This window comes from Streptomyces sp. ML-6 (assembly GCF_030116705.1).
Classification (GTDB): Bacteria; Actinomycetota; Actinomycetes; order Streptomycetales; family Streptomycetaceae; genus Streptomyces.
In genome coordinates, this window is sequence record NZ_JAOTIK010000001.1 from 943,997 (window position 1) to 960,790 (window position 16,794).

At 65.6% G+C, this 16,794-nt stretch carries 11 protein-coding genes and 3 rRNA genes; 2 read left to right on the forward strand and 12 right to left on the reverse strand.

Annotated features, from left to right (window positions below; all coding sequences use genetic code 11):
- Window positions 1–51: 51 nt before the first annotated feature.
- The 12 genes from OCT49_RS04130 to OCT49_RS04185 form a co-directional block, all read right to left on the reverse strand.
- Entirely contained in the window at window positions 52–669 is a 618-nt protein-coding gene (locus OCT49_RS04130) for a MerR family transcriptional regulator (protein WP_283850543.1), read from the reverse strand.
- A 168-nt stretch (window positions 670–837) separates the two neighbouring features.
- Complete coding sequence (locus tag OCT49_RS04135) at window positions 838–1,311, reverse strand: bifunctional nuclease family protein (protein ID WP_006123076.1); 474 nt, start codon at window positions 1,309–1,311, stop codon at window positions 838–840.
- Between the two features lie 53 nt (window positions 1,312–1,364).
- Window positions 1,365–2,105, reverse strand: coding sequence for a transcriptional regulator FtsR (gene ftsR, locus OCT49_RS04140; protein WP_283850544.1), 741 nt, complete (start codon window positions 2,103–2,105; stop codon window positions 1,365–1,367).
- Window positions 2,106–2,146: 41 nt separating this feature from the next.
- On the reverse strand, window positions 2,147–3,064 hold the full coding sequence (locus OCT49_RS04145) for an FHA domain-containing protein (protein WP_283855661.1): 918 nt from the start codon (window positions 3,062–3,064) through the stop codon (window positions 2,147–2,149).
- Window positions 3,065–3,125: 61 nt separating this feature from the next.
- Complete coding sequence (locus OCT49_RS04150; protein ID WP_283850545.1) at window positions 3,126–3,938, reverse strand: DUF881 domain-containing protein; 813 nt, start codon at window positions 3,936–3,938, stop codon at window positions 3,126–3,128.
- Between the two features lie 5 nt (window positions 3,939–3,943).
- Entirely contained in the window at window positions 3,944–4,276 is a 333-nt protein-coding gene (locus OCT49_RS04155; RefSeq protein WP_003970459.1) for a small basic family protein, read from the reverse strand.
- A complete protein-coding gene (locus OCT49_RS04160) occupies window positions 4,273–5,196 on the reverse strand; it encodes a DUF881 domain-containing protein (RefSeq protein ID WP_283850546.1) in 924 nt (307 codons plus the stop codon). Before OCT49_RS04160 ends, OCT49_RS04155 begins: the two co-directional genes overlap by 4 nt.
- 98 nt (window positions 5,197–5,294) lie before the next feature.
- Window positions 5,295–7,790, reverse strand: a complete 2,496-nt coding sequence (locus OCT49_RS04165; RefSeq protein ID WP_283850547.1) for a mannose-1-phosphate guanyltransferase — start codon at window positions 7,788–7,790, stop codon at window positions 5,295–5,297.
- 113 nt (window positions 7,791–7,903) lie between these two features.
- Window positions 7,904–8,512, reverse strand: a complete 609-nt coding sequence (gene clsA, locus OCT49_RS04170) for a cardiolipin synthase ClsA (RefSeq protein WP_148837746.1) — start codon at window positions 8,510–8,512, stop codon at window positions 7,904–7,906.
- Between the two features lie 156 nt (window positions 8,513–8,668).
- A 5S ribosomal RNA gene (gene rrf / locus OCT49_RS04175) occupies window positions 8,669–8,785 on the reverse strand.
- 78 nt (window positions 8,786–8,863) lie between these two features.
- Window positions 8,864–11,988 (reverse strand): 23S ribosomal RNA (locus tag OCT49_RS04180).
- Between the two features lie 302 nt (window positions 11,989–12,290).
- A 16S ribosomal RNA gene (locus tag OCT49_RS04185) occupies window positions 12,291–13,818 on the reverse strand.
- The 16S, 23S and 5S rRNA genes sit together here, the layout of an rRNA operon.
- A gap of 771 nt (window positions 13,819–14,589) precedes the next feature.
- On the opposite strand from OCT49_RS04185, the gene OCT49_RS04190 reads away from it, so the two are divergent.
- Both OCT49_RS04190 and ptsP read left to right on the forward strand, forming a co-directional pair.
- Window positions 14,590–15,039 carry a PTS sugar transporter subunit IIA gene (locus OCT49_RS04190; RefSeq protein ID WP_283850548.1) on the forward strand — a complete coding sequence of 150 codons (450 nt, stop codon included), beginning with the start codon at window positions 14,590–14,592 and terminating at the stop codon, window positions 15,037–15,039.
- 76 nt (window positions 15,040–15,115) lie between these two features.
- Window positions 15,116–16,786, forward strand: coding sequence for a phosphoenolpyruvate--protein phosphotransferase (gene ptsP, locus OCT49_RS04195; RefSeq protein ID WP_283850549.1), 1,671 nt, complete (start codon window positions 15,116–15,118; stop codon window positions 16,784–16,786).
- Window positions 16,787–16,794: the final 8 nt, after the last annotated feature.

The window sequence follows — 16,794 nt, forward strand, 5'->3', positions numbered from 1 at the left end:
CGATGCTGCACCACGGCACTGACAATCGCCGGGCCCGGGGCCGCGACGGGGTCAGCCGGCGCGGTTGCGCCGCCGTGCGAGCTCGTCGGTGGGGTTGTTGCCGATCAGCGTCTCGCCGGTGTCCACCCGCTCGCCGTGCAGCTGCGACAGGGCGACGTCGACGTCCTGCCACACCACGCCCACCGCGATGCCGAAGACGCCCTGACCGCCCCGGAGCAAGTCGACGACCTCGTCGGGCGACGAGCACTCGTAGACCGTGGCCCCGTCGCTCATCAGGGTCATCCGCTCCAGGTCCTGGAATCCGCGGGCCCGCAGGTGCTGCACCGTGGTGCGGATGTTCTGCAGGGCGACGCCCGTGTCCAGGAAACGCTTCACGATCTTCAGCAGGACGACGTCCCGGAAGCTGTAGAGCCGCTGCGTACCGGAGCCGTACGCCGGGCGCACGCTCGGTTCCACCAGCCCTGTGCGCGCCCAGTAGTCGAGCTGCCGGTAGGTGATGCCCGCGGCCGCACAGGCCGTGGGCCCCCGGTAGCCGATGTCGCCGACCAATGCCCCGCCGTCCCCCGCCACCGCGGCCGGTTGAACCGGCTGCACGATGGTGTGGTCGGCTGTACTCCCCTGCTGCGGATACGGCCCACCCGCCGCCGTACCGTCGCCGCTGCTTCTCACGCCGACCTCCGTCCTTGACCTGCCATCTCGAAGGTAGGCAGTCACTCGGGGTGCGTCAACGATCGCCACACTCGGCACGCCGAGTGATAATCACCCCGAGGGTGGTTTCCCATGTCTCGCGAGCGGGAAAGGCTTGCCGGATGCGCTGCTGGCGGCCCCGTGGACCGGTCACTGGCTGTTGGTGCCGAAATCCTCCGGAGAGATCTGATCGAGGAACTCGCGGAACTTCTCCACTTCGTCCTCCTGCTCGTCCGGGATGGCGATGCCCGCGTCGTCGAGCACACCGTCACTGCCGTAGATCGGCGTTCCGGTGCGCAGCGCGAGCGCTATGGCGTCGGACGGCCGCGCGCTCACCTCGACACCACTGGCGAACACCAGCTCCGCGTAGAAGACCCCTTCCCGCAGGTCCGTGATGCGGACCTCGGTGAGCTCCTGGCCGACGGCCTCGAGCACGTCCTTGAAGAGATCATGGGTCAGCGGCCTGGCCGGAGCCATGCCCTGCTGGGCGAAGGCGATCGCGGTCGCCTCACCAGGACCGATCCAAATGGGGAGGTACCGGTCGCCTCCCACTTCACGCAGGAGCACGATCGGTTGGTTGGAGGGCATTTCCACCCGGACACCCACAACGTCGAGCTCGTTCACACAGCAACCCTAGGACGTGCTCGGCAGGTTTGGGTAGTCGGGCACCCTCGCGATCAGTGCAGCCGGATTCCCAGAGCGGTCTGGACGAGGGCCGAATGAAGCCGCACGGACAGCTCCGCCAGCTCCTTCGCGGTGGCCTCCGCATGTGCTCTGGTCTGCGGATTCCGGTGCCGGCGCAGAGGCGCGACCACCTGCTCGATGAGCCCCGCCTCACGGTCCGCAGCCGCCCGCATGGCACGCAGGTGACGCGGTTCCAGACCGAACCTGCCCAGATCCGCCACAAGCTTGGCCACCGTGACCATCTCGGCGTCGTAACCGCCTTCGGCCGTCGGAGCGACCAGGCCGTACGACTCCCACTCGTCGAGGTCGCTCTCGCTGACCTCGGCGGCCGCGAGCAGCTCGGCGCGGCCGATCCGGGCCGCGGTGGGCCGTCCCGGTTCCGTCTCCCGGCCGCCGACGAGCTCCCGCACGCCGCCCGCGGCCGGCAGTGCGGACTGCTCGCCGCGGGCGAGGGCGTCGAGGTGCTCGCGGATGACCTTCAGCGGGAGGTAGTGGTCCCGCTGCATGCGCAGCACCTGGGCCAGGCGTTCCACATCGGCGCTGTGGAACTTGCGATAACCGGAAGGGGTCCGCTGCGGCTCGACGAGCCCTTCGGCCTCCAGGAAGCGGATCTTGGAGATCGTGACCTCGGGGAACTCGTCCCGCAGGCGCAGGAGCACCGTGCCGATGCTCATCGGGCGCTCGTCGGCGGTGGCGGCGCCGGTCACGGCACCGCCCGTCGGTGTTCTCAGCATGGACCTTCCTGGGGGTCCCCCCGACGGAGTCGGGGGGCGGGTCAGATGCCGCGCTGGCTCGCGTAGAAGACCAGCCGGTACTTGCCGATCTGCACTTCGTCGCCGTTGGACAGCGGCACGGAGTCGATGCGCTCACGGTTGACGTAGGTGCCGTTCAGGCTGCCCACGTCCCCGACCGTGAAGCTGCCGTCGGGGTTCCTGCGAAACTCCACGTGTCGACGCGACACCGTCACGTCGTCGAGGAAGATGTCGCTCTGCGGGTGGCGGCCGGCCGTGGTCAGCTCACCGTCCAGCAGGAAGCGGCTGCCCGAGTTCGGCCCGCGACGCACCACCAGGAGCGCCGAGCCGAGCGGAAGGGCGTCGACCGCGGCCTGTGCCTCGGGCGAGAGGGACGGCAGGGCCGTCTGCCCGGTGGTCTCCGACTCGTACGCCTCGAGGCCGGAGATGGAGATGGTCGAGGTCGTCTCCGAGGCACGCTCGGGAATCCCGCCCCTCAGCGGCGCACCGCAGTGGGAGCAGAAACGACTGTCCTCGGCATTGCGATGCCCGCACCTCGTACAGACCGGCATGGACGAGCCTTCCTGTCCGGGGGTGAACCCTCCACCCGTACTTGAGGTCGACGGTTCTCCGAAACCTATGCGGCCGGGACCGGCAGGGTCAACAGACGACGCGCCGGAAAATCCCGAATTGTCACTGCCCTGACCCGCCACCTCATCACGGAAGAGCGGGCGTTCCGTGCCCTGCTCATCCCCCTGGCCATGGCGCGGTGCGCGATGGCGGGCGGCCTCGTCGCGAGCGCTCTTGCCGAACAACTTCCCAAACAACTTCACGGGCGATTCCCCTTGACCGAAATAGACCCGCCCGTGGGGCAGGACGAACCCTGAATGAACACACCTGCCGACCCGGACATCTTCACAACGTCCGTATCCACTCGACAGTTTCCACCACGCGCCACCAATACGATGCGGCGACCCCCCGCAACCTCGTGCCCGTCTCCTCCGGCCCCTTCGCGCCGCGGACTCACGGTGACGACGACCGAGCGTAGTCAGGCTCCTTCGCCGGTCGCAAGGCGTCCACCACGATGTCGTCGACCCGGGCGACCTGCACGGTGGCCTGCTCCTTCTCCAGCGTCTGCACGACGCCACCCGGGATGTTCAGCGCCGGCTCCAGATCCTGGGGCTTGCCGATCACCTCGAACACGTACGGCGCGGTGATCTTGCGGCCGTCGACCTTGACGTCGCCCCCGTCACCGGAGAAGTACGTATTGGCCACCACGCGCACCCCGTTGACCTGGATGGCCTCGGCGCCCGCGGCGCGCAGCTCCTGGAGCGCGTCGAGCAGCATGTCCGCCTTGACCCCGTTCCCCGGGTCGTTGACGGTGAGCGTGATGCCGGGGCCGTGAGCCGCCACGGTGCCCGCGAGGACGCCGAGTTGCCGCTCCTTCTCCACGGTCTGCTTGCGCGCCTCCTCGGCCTGGTCGGAGCTGTTCTCCAGCTCCGTGCGCTGGGCGTCCAGCCGCTGCTTCTCGTCCTCGAGACGCTGCGTACGGTCGTCCAGCTCGTCGAGGATCCGGACCAGGTCCTCCTGGCGGGCTCCTCGCAGGGCGCTGTTGTCGCTGTTGGACCGCACCTGGATGGCGAGCCCGAGGCCGAGTCCGAACAACAGCAGCGCGACGACGAGTTGGGCCCGTGTCACCCGGGGCGGCCACAGTCCGGCGATCAGCCGCTGGCGCCCGGTGAGTTCCTTGGCGGGGCCGGCGGGCCGCTCGTCCGTGCTTTCCTTGCTCTCGCCGTCCCCGGGAAGTCCGCCCTCGGGAAGTTCTTCGTTGCTCATCGGCCTCAGGCCCTGAAGACGTGCCGACGGATGGCCGCGGCGTTGGAGAAGATCCGGATCCCGAGCACGACCACCACGCCGGTGGACAGCTGCGCGCCGACGCCCAGTTTGTCGCCCAGGAACACGATCAGGGCCGCCACCACGACGTTCGACAGGAACGACACGACGAACACCTTGTCGACGAAGATCCCGTCGAGCATGGCCCGCAGGCCACCGAAGACCGCGTCGAGGGCGGCCACGACGGCGATGGGCAGATAGGGCTCGACCACCGCCGGCACCTCGGGCCGGACCAACAGTCCGACCACGACTCCCACGACGAGGCCCAGTACGGCGATCACGATGTGCCCTTCCCTGTGTCTGCCGCACCACTGCCGGTGTCTGCGGCCCTGTAAGGCTCTGCTGTACGTACGATCAGGCTCGGCGCGACCGGAAGGCTCACCTTCTGCTGCACGGACAGGCTCGTCCGGATGTCGAAGGTGTCCTTGAGCGCCTGCAGGTACTGACCGTCGGCGCTCTCCCGGAACGCGTTGCCGAGCTGCTTGCCGTTGCCCACCGCCAGCACCGTGTAGGGCGGCACGAGCGGCCTGTTGTCGACCAGTATGGCGTCGCCCGCCGCCCGGATCGCGGACAGGGCCGTCAGGCGCTGGCCGTTGATCGCGATCGCCTCCGCGCCGGACTGCCACAGGCCGTTGACGACCCGCTGGAGGTCCCGGTCGCGCACCCGCCCGGTGTCGGCGAACCCACTGGTCTCCCTGGGCCCTCCGCCGCCCTGGGCGGTGTCCTCGGCGTCGTCGACGACGAGCTTCACACCGGGCCCCTGCACGGGGGTTGCCCCGGCGAGCAGCGCCACCCGTTCGCCCTGGTCCCCGCCGTGCTTCTCCAGCGCCTTGCGCTGGCGCCTGCCCACGTCGGCCCGGAGCTCGTCCACCTGGGACTCCAGGGTGTCGGCCGCCTCCGTCTCGTCGTCGATCCGGTCGATCAGTTCCTGGCGCTCCTTGGCGAGGACCGGCGCGGCGACTCGTGCCTCCGCGGCACCGAGCGTGACGACGAGGGCGGCGAGCACCAGACAGGCGGCGAGACCGAGCTTCGCCTTGAGCGTACGGGGCATGCCCGCGCTTCCGTCCGCCTTGCGACGAGCCGAGGCTTCGGCGTACCCGTCGTCCAGGCTGTGGTCCATCACATTGGTCAGCAGCGACATGGACGCGTCGGGGCGCGCGGGTGGGGAGGCTGTACTCCGATCGGGGGGCTGCTGCGACATGCCGCACATCGTCGCACGTCGTCGCCGCTACCGCCGAATGGCCCCACCGGTGTGCCCGAAGGCGTGGCCAAATGCCTCCGGACACACCGGGCGGACCCTTACTGACCTGCGCTCTCCACGACCGCCGTCCATTCGTCCAGCAGTGCCTGCGCGGAGGCGTCGTCCGGGCCCTCGGCCCACAGATGGGTGATCGCCTCGGCCCGGTCCGGCAGCACCATCACCCAGCGCCCGTCGGCCTCGACGACCCGTACACCGTCCGTCGTGTCGACGCTGCGGTCACCGGCCGCCTCCACGACCCGGCGCATGACCAGGCCCTTGACGGCCCACGGTGTGGCGAGGTCACGGCGCAGGACGTGGGCGTGGGGGATGCGGGCGTCGATCTGGCTGAGGGTGAGCTGGGTCCGGGCGACGAGCCCGAGGAGTCTCACGAACGCCGCGGATCCGTCGAAGACGCTGCTGAATTCGGGAACGATGAAGCCGCCGCGGCCGTCTCCACCGAAGATGGTTCCTTCCTCGCGTCCGACGCGCGTCAGGTCGTCGGGCGATGTCGTCGTCCATTCGACCTGCGTGCCGTGGTACGCCGCGACCTGCTCGGCCACACGGGTCGTGGTGACCGGCAGGGCCACCCGTCCGCTGCGCCGCTCGGCCGCCACGAGGTCGAGCAGCACGAGGAGGGCCCGGTCGTCCTCCACGATCCTGCCCCGCTCGTCGACCAGGGAGAGCCGCTCGCCGACCGGGTCGAACCGCACCCCGAACGAGGCCCGTGCCGAGGAGACGATCTCGCCCAGCCGTACCAGCCCGGAGCGCCGGGACTCGGCGCTCTCGGTGGGCCGGGACTCGTCGAGGCCGGGATTGATGGTCAGCGCGTCCACGCCGAGCCGTCCCAGCAGGCTGGGCAGTACGAGCCCGGCACTTCCGTTGGTCGCGTCGACGACCACCTTGAGCCCCGCGTCGGCGATCCCCGTGGTGTCCACGTTCCGCAGCAGGGCCCCGGTGTACGAGTCGAAGACGCTGGACGGGAAGTGCAGGTCCCCGATCTCCCCGGGGAAGGCGCGCCGGTACTCCTGGCGTGCGTAGACCCGGTCCAGCTTCCGTTGCCGCGCCTGGGAGAGGTCCGCTCCCCGCTCGTCGAAGAACATGATGTCGACCGAGTCCGGCACCCCGGGGGACGTGCGGATCATGATCCCGCCGGCGCTGCCCCGTGCGGTCTGCTGGCGGGCGACGGGCAGCGGTACGTTCTCCAGATCCCGGACGTCGATGGCACTGGCCTGGAGGGCCGAGATCACCGCCCGTTTCAGGGCGCGGGCGCCACGGGAGTGATCACGTGCGGTGGTGACCGTGGAGCCCTTCTTCAGCGTCGTGGCGTACGCTCCGGCGAGCCGGACCGCCAGCTCGGGCGTGATCTCCACGTTCAGGATCCCGGAGACTCCCCGGGTACCGAAGAGGTGTGCCTGTCCGCGCGACTCCCAGATGACCGACGTGTTGACGAAGGCGCCGGCCTCGATGGTCTTGAACGGGTAGACGCGGACATTGCCCTGGATGATCGACTCCTCGCCGATCAGGCATTCGTCCCCGATGACCGCGCCGTCCTCGATGCGGGTGGCCCGCATGACGTCGGTGTTCTTGCCGATGACGCAGCCGCGCAGGTTGCTCTGCTGGCCGATGTAGACGTTGTCGTGCACCACGGCCCGGTGCAGGAAAGCACCGCTCTTGACGACCACGTTCGATCCGATGACCGTGTGTTCGCGGACCTCCGCACCGGCTTCGACCTTTGCGTAGTCGCCGATGTAGAGCGGGCCGCGCAGCACCGCGTCGGGGTGTACTTCCGCGCCTTCCGCGACCCATACGCCCGGCGAGATCTCGAATCCGTCGATGTCGACATCGACCTTGCGTTCGAGGACGTCGGCCTGGGCCTTCACATAGCTCTCGTGGGTGCCGACGTCCTCCCAGTAGCCCTCGGCGACGTAGCCGTAGATGGGCTTGCCCTCCTTCATGAGCTGCGGGAAGACATCGCCCGACCAGTCCACCGACACATCGGCCTCGACGTAGTCGAACACCTCGGGTTCCATGACGTAGATGCCGGTGTTGACGGTGTCCGAGAAGACCTGGCCCCAGGTGGGCTTTTCCAGGAAACGCTCGACCTGCCCGCCCTCGTCCACGATGGTGATGCCGAATTCCAGGGGGTTGGGCACCCGGGTCAGGCACACCGTGACGAGGCCGCCCTTTTCCTTGTGGAAGGCGATGAGCTCGGTGAGGTCGAAATCGGTGAGCGCGTCACCGGAAATGACGAGGAAGGTGTCGTCCTTCAGCGCTTCCTCGGCGTTCTTCACGCTCCCGGCTGTGCCGAGCGGCTTCTCCTCGTTGGCGTAGCTGAGCTCCATCCCGAGCTCTTCGCCGTCCCCGAAGTAGTTCTTGACCAGCGAGGCGAGGAACTGGACCGTCACGACGGTCTCATTGAGTCCGTGCCGCTTCAGCAGCCGAAGCACATGCTCCATGATCGGCCGGTTGGCTACGGGCAGAAGCGGCTTGGGCATGCTCGAGGTCATGGGGCGAAGGCGAGTGCCTTCGCCACCAGCCATCACGACGGCCTTCATGTCGGAAACGTCCTCCTTGAAGAGACGACGGTCAGCCGACTTCGCCCGTCGGGGGCACCATTCGGTTCATCAGCGGCGGGCCGGCCACACTGCGCGGCACCGCGTCAACGAGCTCAATCGGCTACTGCATCCGCCTTGACGAGTCGGCGGACCTGAACCACATAGAGGATCCCTGCCCACCAATAGAGCGTTGTACCCCAACCTGCGAACGCCCATCCGAAAATGGCGGCCAGCGATGCAAGCCAACCACTTCCGTCGCTGAGCAGCAACAAGGGGAAGGCGTACATCAGGTTGAACGTGGCAGCCTTGCCCAGGAAGTTCACCTGGGGCGGCGGGTAACCGTGCCGACGCAGGATTCCGACCATCACGAGGAGCATCAGTTCACGGGCGAGAAGTGCCGCGGCGAGCCACAGCGGAAGGATCTCGCGCCAGGTCAGTCCGACAAGCGTGGAAAGGATGTAGAGGCGGTCCGCAGCGGGGTCCAGGAGCCGGCCGAGACTGCTGATCTGGTTCCACCGGCGAGCGAGCTTGCCGTCGAGATAGTCGCTGACGCCGCTGAGCATCAGCACCAGCAGCGCCCAGCCGTCGCTCTTGGGCCCCCCGAACTCGGGGCGGAGGATCAGCCACAGGAAGAGCGGAACCCCGGCAAGGCGAGCCATGCTGAGGATGTTGGGGATGGTGAGCACCCGGTCCGTCTGAACCCGAGTCTCCTGGACCTCCACCCGGGGGCCTCCTGTGAAGAACGTGCCAATGATGCCCCCTGACCCTACCTTCAGCCACGGCGGGGAGAGCCACAGGGGTGACGGAAACGCCCGCGAGCTGGGGGTGAACGCAGGAAGGCCCCGCACCATCAGGTGCGGGGCCTTCCCGGAAAAACTGTTCGGCGGCGTCCTACTCTCCCACAGGGTCCCCCCTGCAGTACCATCGGCGCTGAAAGGCTTAGCTTCCGGGTTCGGAATGTAACCGGGCGTTTCCCTAACGCAATGACCACCGAAACACTATGGAATTACTGAACCACCGGTGACAACACAGCCGTTCGTTATTCCAGAACAACACAGTGGACGCGAGCAACTGAGGACAAGCCCTCGGCCTATTAGTACCAGTCAGCTCCACCCGTCACCGGGCTTCCACATCTGGCCTATCAACCCAGTCGTCTGCTGGGAGCCTTAACCAATCAAGTTGGTGGGAATACTCATCTCGAAGCAGGCTTCCCGCTTAGATGCTTTCAGCGGTTATCCCTCCCGAACGTAGCCAACCAGCCATGCCCTTGGCAGGACAACTGGCACACCAGAGGTTCGTCCGTCCCGGTCCTCTCGTACTAGGGACAGCCCTTCTCAATATTCCTACGCGCACAGCGGATAGGGACCGAACTGTCTCACGACGTTCTAAACCCAGCTCGCGTACCGCTTTAATGGGCGAACAGCCCAACCCTTGGGACCGACTCCAGCCCCAGGATGCGACGAGCCGACATCGAGGTGCCAAACCATCCCGTCGATATGGACTCTTGGGGAAGATCAGCCTGTTATCCCCGGGGTACCTTTTATCCGTTGAGCGACAGCGCTTCCACAAGCCACTGCCGGATCACTAGTCCCGACTTTCGTCCCTGCTCGACCCGTCGGTCTCACAGTCAAGCTCCCTTGTGCACTTACACTCAACACCTGATTGCCAACCAGGCTGAGGGAACCTTTGGGCGCCTCCGTTACCCTTTAGGAGGCAACCGCCCCAGTTAAACTACCCATCAGACACTGTCCCTGATCCGGATCACGGACCCAGGTTAGACATCCAGCACGACCAGAGTGGTATTTCAACGACGACTCCACAACCACTGGCGTGGCCGCTTCACAGTCTCCCACCTATCCTACACAAGCCGAACCGAACACCAATATCAAACTGTAGTAAAGGTCCCGGGGTCTTTCCGTCCTGCTGCGCGAAACGAGCATCTTTACTCGTAGTGCAATTTCACCGGGCCTATGGTTGAGACAGTCGAGAAGTCGTTACGCCATTCGTGCAGGTCGGAACTTACCCGACAAGGAATTTCGCTACCTTAGGATGGTTATAGTTACCACCGCCGTTTACTGGCGCTTAAGTTCTCAGCTTCGCCGACCCGAAAGTCGGCTAACCGGTCCCCTTAACGTTCCAGCACCGGGCAGGCGTCAGTCCGTATACATCGCCTTACGGCTTCGCACGGACCTGTGTTTTTAGTAAACAGTCGCTTCTCGCTGGTCTCTGCGGCCACCCCCAGCTCACGGAGCAAGTCCGGTCACCGGGCGTGGCCCCCCTTCTCCCGAAGTTACGGGGGCATTTTGCCGAGTTCCTTAACCATAGTTCACCCGAACGCCTCGGTATTCTCTACCTGACCACCTGAGTCGGTTTAGGGTACGGGCCGCCATGAAACTCGCTAGAGGCTTTTCTCGACAGCATAGGATCATCCACTTCACCACAATCGGCTCGGCATCAGGTCTCAGACTTATGTGCACGACGGATTTGCCTACCGTGCGTCCTACACCCTTACCCCGGGACAACCACCGCCCGGGCTGGACTACCTTCCTGCGTCACCCCATCGCTTACCTACTACAAGTCTGGTTCGTCGGCTCCACCACTACCCTCAACTCCGAAGAGATCGGGCCGGCTTCACGGACTTAGCATCGCCTGATTCAGTACTGGGCGTTTCAAAGCGGGTACCGGAATATCAACCGGTTGTCCATCGACTACGCCTGTCGGCCTCGCCTTAGGTCCCGACTTACCCTGGGCAGATCAGCTTGACCCAGGAACCCTTAGTCAATCGGCGCACACGTTTCTCACGTGTGTATCGCTACTCATGCCTGCATTCTCACTCGTGAACCGTCCACAACTACCTTCCGGTGCTGCTTCACCCGGCACACGACGCTCCCCTACCCATCCCGGCGCCCGTTGGGGCTACATGCCGGAATGACACGACTTCGGCGGTACGCTTGAGCCCCGCTACATTGTCGGCGCGGAATCACTTGACCAGTGAGCTATTACGCACTCTTTCAAGGATGGCTGCTTCTAAGCCAACCTCCTGGTTGTCTCTGCGACTCCACATCCTTTCCCACTTAGCGTACGCTTAGGGGCCTTAGTCGATGCTCTGGGCTGTTTCCTCTCGACCATGGAGCTTATCCCCCACAGTCTCACTGCCGCGCTCTCACTTACCGGCATTCGGAGTTTGGCTAAGGTCAGTAACCCGGTAGGGCCCATCGCCTATCCAGTGCTCTACCTCCGGCAAGAAACACACGACGCTGCACCTAAATGCATTTCGGGGAGAACCAGCTATCACGGAGTTTGATTGGCCTTTCACCCCTAACCACAGGTCATCCCCCAGGTTTTCAACCCTGGTGGGTTCGGTCCTCCACGAAGTCTTACCTCCGCTTCAACCTGCCCATGGCTAGATCACTCCGCTTCGGGTCTTGAGCGTGCTACTGAACCGCCCTGTTCGGACTCGCTTTCGCTACGGCTTCCCCACACGGGTTAACCTCGCAACACACCGCAAACTCGCAGGCTCATTCTTCAAAAGGCACGCAGTCACGACGCACCGAGCAAGCTCGATGCGCGACGCTCCCACGGCTTGTAGGCACACGGTTTCAGGTACTATTTCACTCCGCTCCCGCGGTACTTTTCACCATTCCCTCACGGTACTATCCGCTATCGGTCACCAGGGAATATTTAGGCTTGACGGGTGGTCCCGCCAGATTCACACGGGATTTCTCGGGCCCCGTGCTACTTGGGTGTCTCTCAGGCAAGCCGCTGACATTTCGGCTACGGGGGTCTTACCCTCTGCGCCGGACCTTTCGCATGTCCTTCGCCTACATCAACGGTTTCTGACTCACCTCACGGCCGGCAGACCGTGAAAGAGAGATCCCACAACCCCGCATGCGCAACCCCTGCCGGGTATCACACGCATACGGTTTGGCCTCATCCGGTTTCGCTCGCCACTACTCCCGGAATCACGGTTGTTTTCTCTTCCTGAGGGTACTGAGATGTTTCACTTCCCCTCGTTCCCTCCACACTGCCTATGTGTTCAGCAGCGGGTGACAGCCCATGACGACTGCCGGGTTTCCCCATTCGGACACCCCCGGATCACAGCTCGGTTGACAGCTCCCCGGGGCCTATCGCGGCCTCCCACGTCCTTCATCGGTTCCTGGTGCCAAGGCATCCACCGTGCGCCCTTAAAAACTTGGCCACAGATGCTCGCGTCCACTGTGCAGTTCTCAAACAACGACCAGCCACCCGTCACACACCACCACAAGGCGATGCTGCACCGGGGCCGGCACTGAGGCGACCATGCGGCCGTACCCTCAGACACCCAACAACGTGCCCGCCACAGTCCCGCCGGAGTCCCTGTTCCACGCCGAAGCAGTACTGAGGAACCCCTGAAGAACCGTGCCGAATAGTCAACGTTCCACCCATGAGCAACCAGCACCGGACACTCGCCGGTGTACTGGCCCCTGACCGGACCGAAGCCCGGTGAGAAGTGCTCCTTAGAAAGGAGGTGATCCAGCCGCACCTTCCGGTACGGCTACCTTGTTACGACTTCGTCCCAATCGCCAGTCCCACCTTCGACAGCTCCCTCCCGCAAGGGGTTGGGCCACCGGCTTCGGGTGTTACCGACTTTCGTGACGTGACGGGCGGTGTGTACAAGGCCCGGGAACGTATTCACCGCAGCAATGCTGATCTGCGATTACTAGCAACTCCGACTTCATGGGGTCGAGTTGCAGACCCCAATCCGAACTGAGACCGGCTTTTTGAGATTCGCTCCGCCTCGCGGCATCGCAGCTCATTGTACCGGCCATTGTAGCACGTGTGCAGCCCAAGACATAAGGGGCATGATGACTTGACGTCGTCCCCACCTTCCTCCGAGTTGACCCCGGCAGTCTCCTGTGAGTCCCCATCACCCCGAAGGGCATGCTGGCAACACAGAACAAGGGTTGCGCTCGTTGCGGGACTTAACCCAACATCTCACGACACGAGCTGACGACAGCCATGCACCACCTGTACACCGACCACAAGGGGGGCACCATCTCTGGCGCTTTCCGGTGTATGTCAAGCCTTGGTAAGGTTCTTCGCGTTGCGTCGAATTAAGCCACATGCTCCGCTGCTTGTGCGGGCCCCCGTCAATTCCTTTGAGTTTTAGCCTTGCGGCCGTACTCCCCAGGCGGGGAACTTAATGCGTTAGCTGCGGCACCGACGACGTGGAATGTCGCCAACACCTAGTTCCCAACGTTTACGGCGTGGACTACCAGGGTATCTAATCCTGTTCGCTCCCCACGCTTTCGCTCCTCAGCGTCAGTAATGGCCCAGAGATCCGCCTTCGCCACCGGTGTTCCTCCTGATATCTGCGCATTTCACCGCTACACCAGGAATTCCGATCTCCCCTACCACACTCTAGCCTGCCCGTATCGACTGCAGACCCGGGGTTAAGCCCCGGGCTTTCACAACCGACGCGACAAGCCGCCTACGAGCTCTTTACGCCCAATAATTCCGGACAACGCTTGCGCCCTACGTATTACCGCGGCTGCTGGCACGTAGTTAGCCGGCGCTTCTTCTGCAGGTACCGTCACTTGCGCTTCTTCCCTGCTGAAAGAGGTTTACAACCCGAAGGCCGTCATCCCTCACGCGGCGTCGCTGCATCAGGCTTGCGCCCATTGTGCAATATTCCCCACTGCTGCCTCCCGTAGGAGTCTGGGCCGTGTCTCAGTCCCAGTGTGGCCGGTCGCCCTCTCAGGCCGGCTACCCGTCGTCGCCTTGGTGGGCCATCACCCCACCAACAAGCTGATAGGCCGCGGGCTCATCCTTCACCGCCGGAGCTTTCAACCCCGTCCCATGCGGGACGGAGTGATATCCGGTATTAGACCCCGTTTCCAGGGCTTGTCCCGGAGTGAAGGGCAGATTGCCCACGTGTTACTCACCCGTTCGCCACTAATCCACCGCCGAAACGGCTTCATCGTTCGACTTGCATGTGTTAAGCACGCCGCCAGCGTTCGTCCTGAGCCAGGATCAAACTCTCCGTGAATGTTTTCCCGTGATCGGGACAACACGACACGAGAGCGGGACCACCGGTCGGAATAGGACCGGTCGTCCACAGCGTCCTCGCTGTGCAATTGCCTGCCGGAACCGAAACGGCCCGGCAGGACTTTCAAAGGAACCTCAACCTGCCGTGGCAGGCCGGGGTATCAACATATCTGGCGTTGACTTTTGGCACGCTGTTGAGTTCTCAAGGAACGGACGCTTCCTTCGTACTCACCCTCTCGGGCTTTCCTCCGGGCTTTTCCCTCCGGTCTTGCGTCTCCGACTCTACCAGACCCTTCCGGACCCGATTCCCAGTCAGCGGGATTCGCCTTCCGGGATTCCCGCTTCCGCGTTCTTCCCTTTCCGGCGGTTCCGACTCTACCAGAACTCTTTTCCCGTTCCGTTCCCGGACCGGATTCCGAATTCCTGGCGACCGCCGGAGTGGTCTTTTGCCTTTCGGCGGATTCAGACTTTACCAGCTCTTTTTCCTCCCCTTGACCAACCCCTGCAGGCATGCAGGTGCCGAGTTCGAGTGGGATTCAGGGCTTGAAAGTCGCCGCCGACCCACGACTCAAAGTCGTGTTGTGGCCAGGCAGGGGTACGACAGTACAGGCCGCCGGGAGTCGAGGCAAATCGTTTCCGGCACCCCTCTAAGGCCGTGAACCACCATGACTCGGGCGGAACCGACACTTCTTATGACTTACGCTGCTGAACAGCATGCCGTCGCCCCCATCTGCGTCGGCGCAGATCGAGCTCCACCCCCTGGGAGGCCCCTATGACCACTGTGACGTCCCCTCTTACCGGACGTGCCATCGGGCTCGCCGCGGTACCGGACCCCGTCTTCTCCGGCGCGATGGTGGGCCCCGGTACCGCCATCGACCCCGTGCGCGAACCGTCCGAGGCGGTGTCGCCGGTCGACGGCGTGATCGTCTCCCTGCACCCGCACGCGTTCGTCGTCGTGGACGAGCACGGGCACGGGGTGCTCACGCACTTGGGCATCGACACCGTTCAACTCAATGGCGAGGGCTTCGAGCTGCTCGTGAACAAGGGGGACAACGTCACGCGGGGACAGGGCATCGTGCGCTGGGACCCCGCGGGCGTCGAGACGGCCGGCAAGTCGCCCGTGTGTCCGGTCGTGGCGCTGGAGGCCACCACCGAGTCCCTCTCCGACGTCCGTGAGGACGGCGACGTGAAGACCGGCGACACCTTGTTCGGTTGGCAGTGACGGAATCGGCGCGATGACGGCCGACTGGATATCCACCGCGGCAGCACGGGCCGCCGCACAACCGGGGACGGGTGAAATGGAGACAACGCTGCGAGGCGTCGGTGTGAGCCACGGAGTGGCGATCGGCGAAGTGCGTCACATGGGCACGGCGGTGCTCGAACCGCCGGCCAAGCAGATCCCCGCCGAGGAGGCCGAGCGCGAACAGGGGCGCGCCCGGCAGGCCGTGGAAGCGGTGGCGGCCGATCTGATGGCGCGCGGCAACCTGGCCGGCGGCGAGGCCCAGCACGTGCTGGAGGCCCAGGCCATGATGGCCCAGGACCCGGAGCTGATGGCCGATGTCGAGCGGCGCATCGCCGTCGGCAGCACCGCCGAGCGCGGCGTCTACGACGCCTTCGCCTCCTACCGGGCGCTGCTCGCCAACGCCGGGGAGTACCTGGCGGGCCGCGTCGCGGACCTCGACGACGTGCGCAACCGGATCGTGGCCCGTCTGCTCGGAGTGCCCATGCCCGGCGTGCCGGACAGCGACGAGCCCTACGTCCTCATCGCGCGGGACCTGGCGCCCGCCGACACGGCGTTGCTCGACCCGACGCTGGTGCTCGGTTTCGTGACCGAGGAGGGCGGGCCGACCAGTCACAGCGCGATTCTGGCGCGGGCGCTCGGGGTGCCCGCCGTGGTGGCGCTGCCCGGGGCCGGTGAGCTGACCGAGGGCACGGTCATCGCCGTGGACGGCAGCACGGGCGAGATCTTCGTCGACCCGAGCATGGAGAAGCGTGCCGAGATGGAGCAGACCGCCGCCGCGCGCAAGGCCGCGTTGTCGGCCTCCACCGGCCCCGGTGCGACCTCCGACGGCCACAAGGTCCCGCTGCTCGCCAATGTCGGCGGGCCCGGGGACGTACCCGCGGCGGTCGAGGCCGGGGCGGAGGGCGTGGGGCTGTTCCGCACGGAGTTCCTGTTCCTGGACGACAGCAAACAGGCGCCCTCCGAGGAGAAGCAGGTCGCCGCGTACCGGGCCGTGCTGGAGGCGTTCCCCGAGGGGCGGGTCGTCGTGCGGGTGCTGGACGCCGGTGCCGACAAGCCGCTGGACTTCCTGACGCCGGCCGACGAGCCGAACCCGGCGCTGGGCGTGCGCGGGCTGCGGAGCCTGCTGGACCACCCGGAAGTACTGCGTACGCAGCTGACCGCGCTGTCGAAGGCGGCCGAGGGGCTGCCCGTCCACCTCGAGGTCATGGCGCCCATGGTGGCGGACCGCGCGGACGCGAAGTCCTTCGCCGACGCCTGCCGCGAGGCCGGGCTGCGGGCGAAGTTCGGCGCGATGGTGGAGATTCCGTCCGCCGCGCTGCGGGCGCGTTCGATCCTGCAGGAGGTGGAGTTCCTCTCGCTGGGCACCAACGACCTGGCGCAGTACACCTTCGCCGCGGACCGGCAGGTGGGTGCGGTGTCCCGGCTGCAGGACCCGTGGCAGCCCGCGCTGCTCGACCTGGTGGCGCTCTCGGCGGAGGCCGCCAAGGCCGAGGGCAGGAGCTGTGGTGTCTGTGGTGAGGCCGCCTCCGATCCGCTGCTCGCCTGTGTCCTGACGGGGCTGGGTGTGACGTCGCTGTCGATGGGTGCCGCGTCCATCCCCTATGTCCGCGCCACGCTGGCGAAGTACACGCTCGCGCAGTGCGAGCGTGCCGCTTCCGCCGCGCGGGCTACGGATTCCGCCGAAGAGGCTCGGGTGGCGGCCCAGGCGGTGCTGTCGGGCGAGTAGCCGCTGCG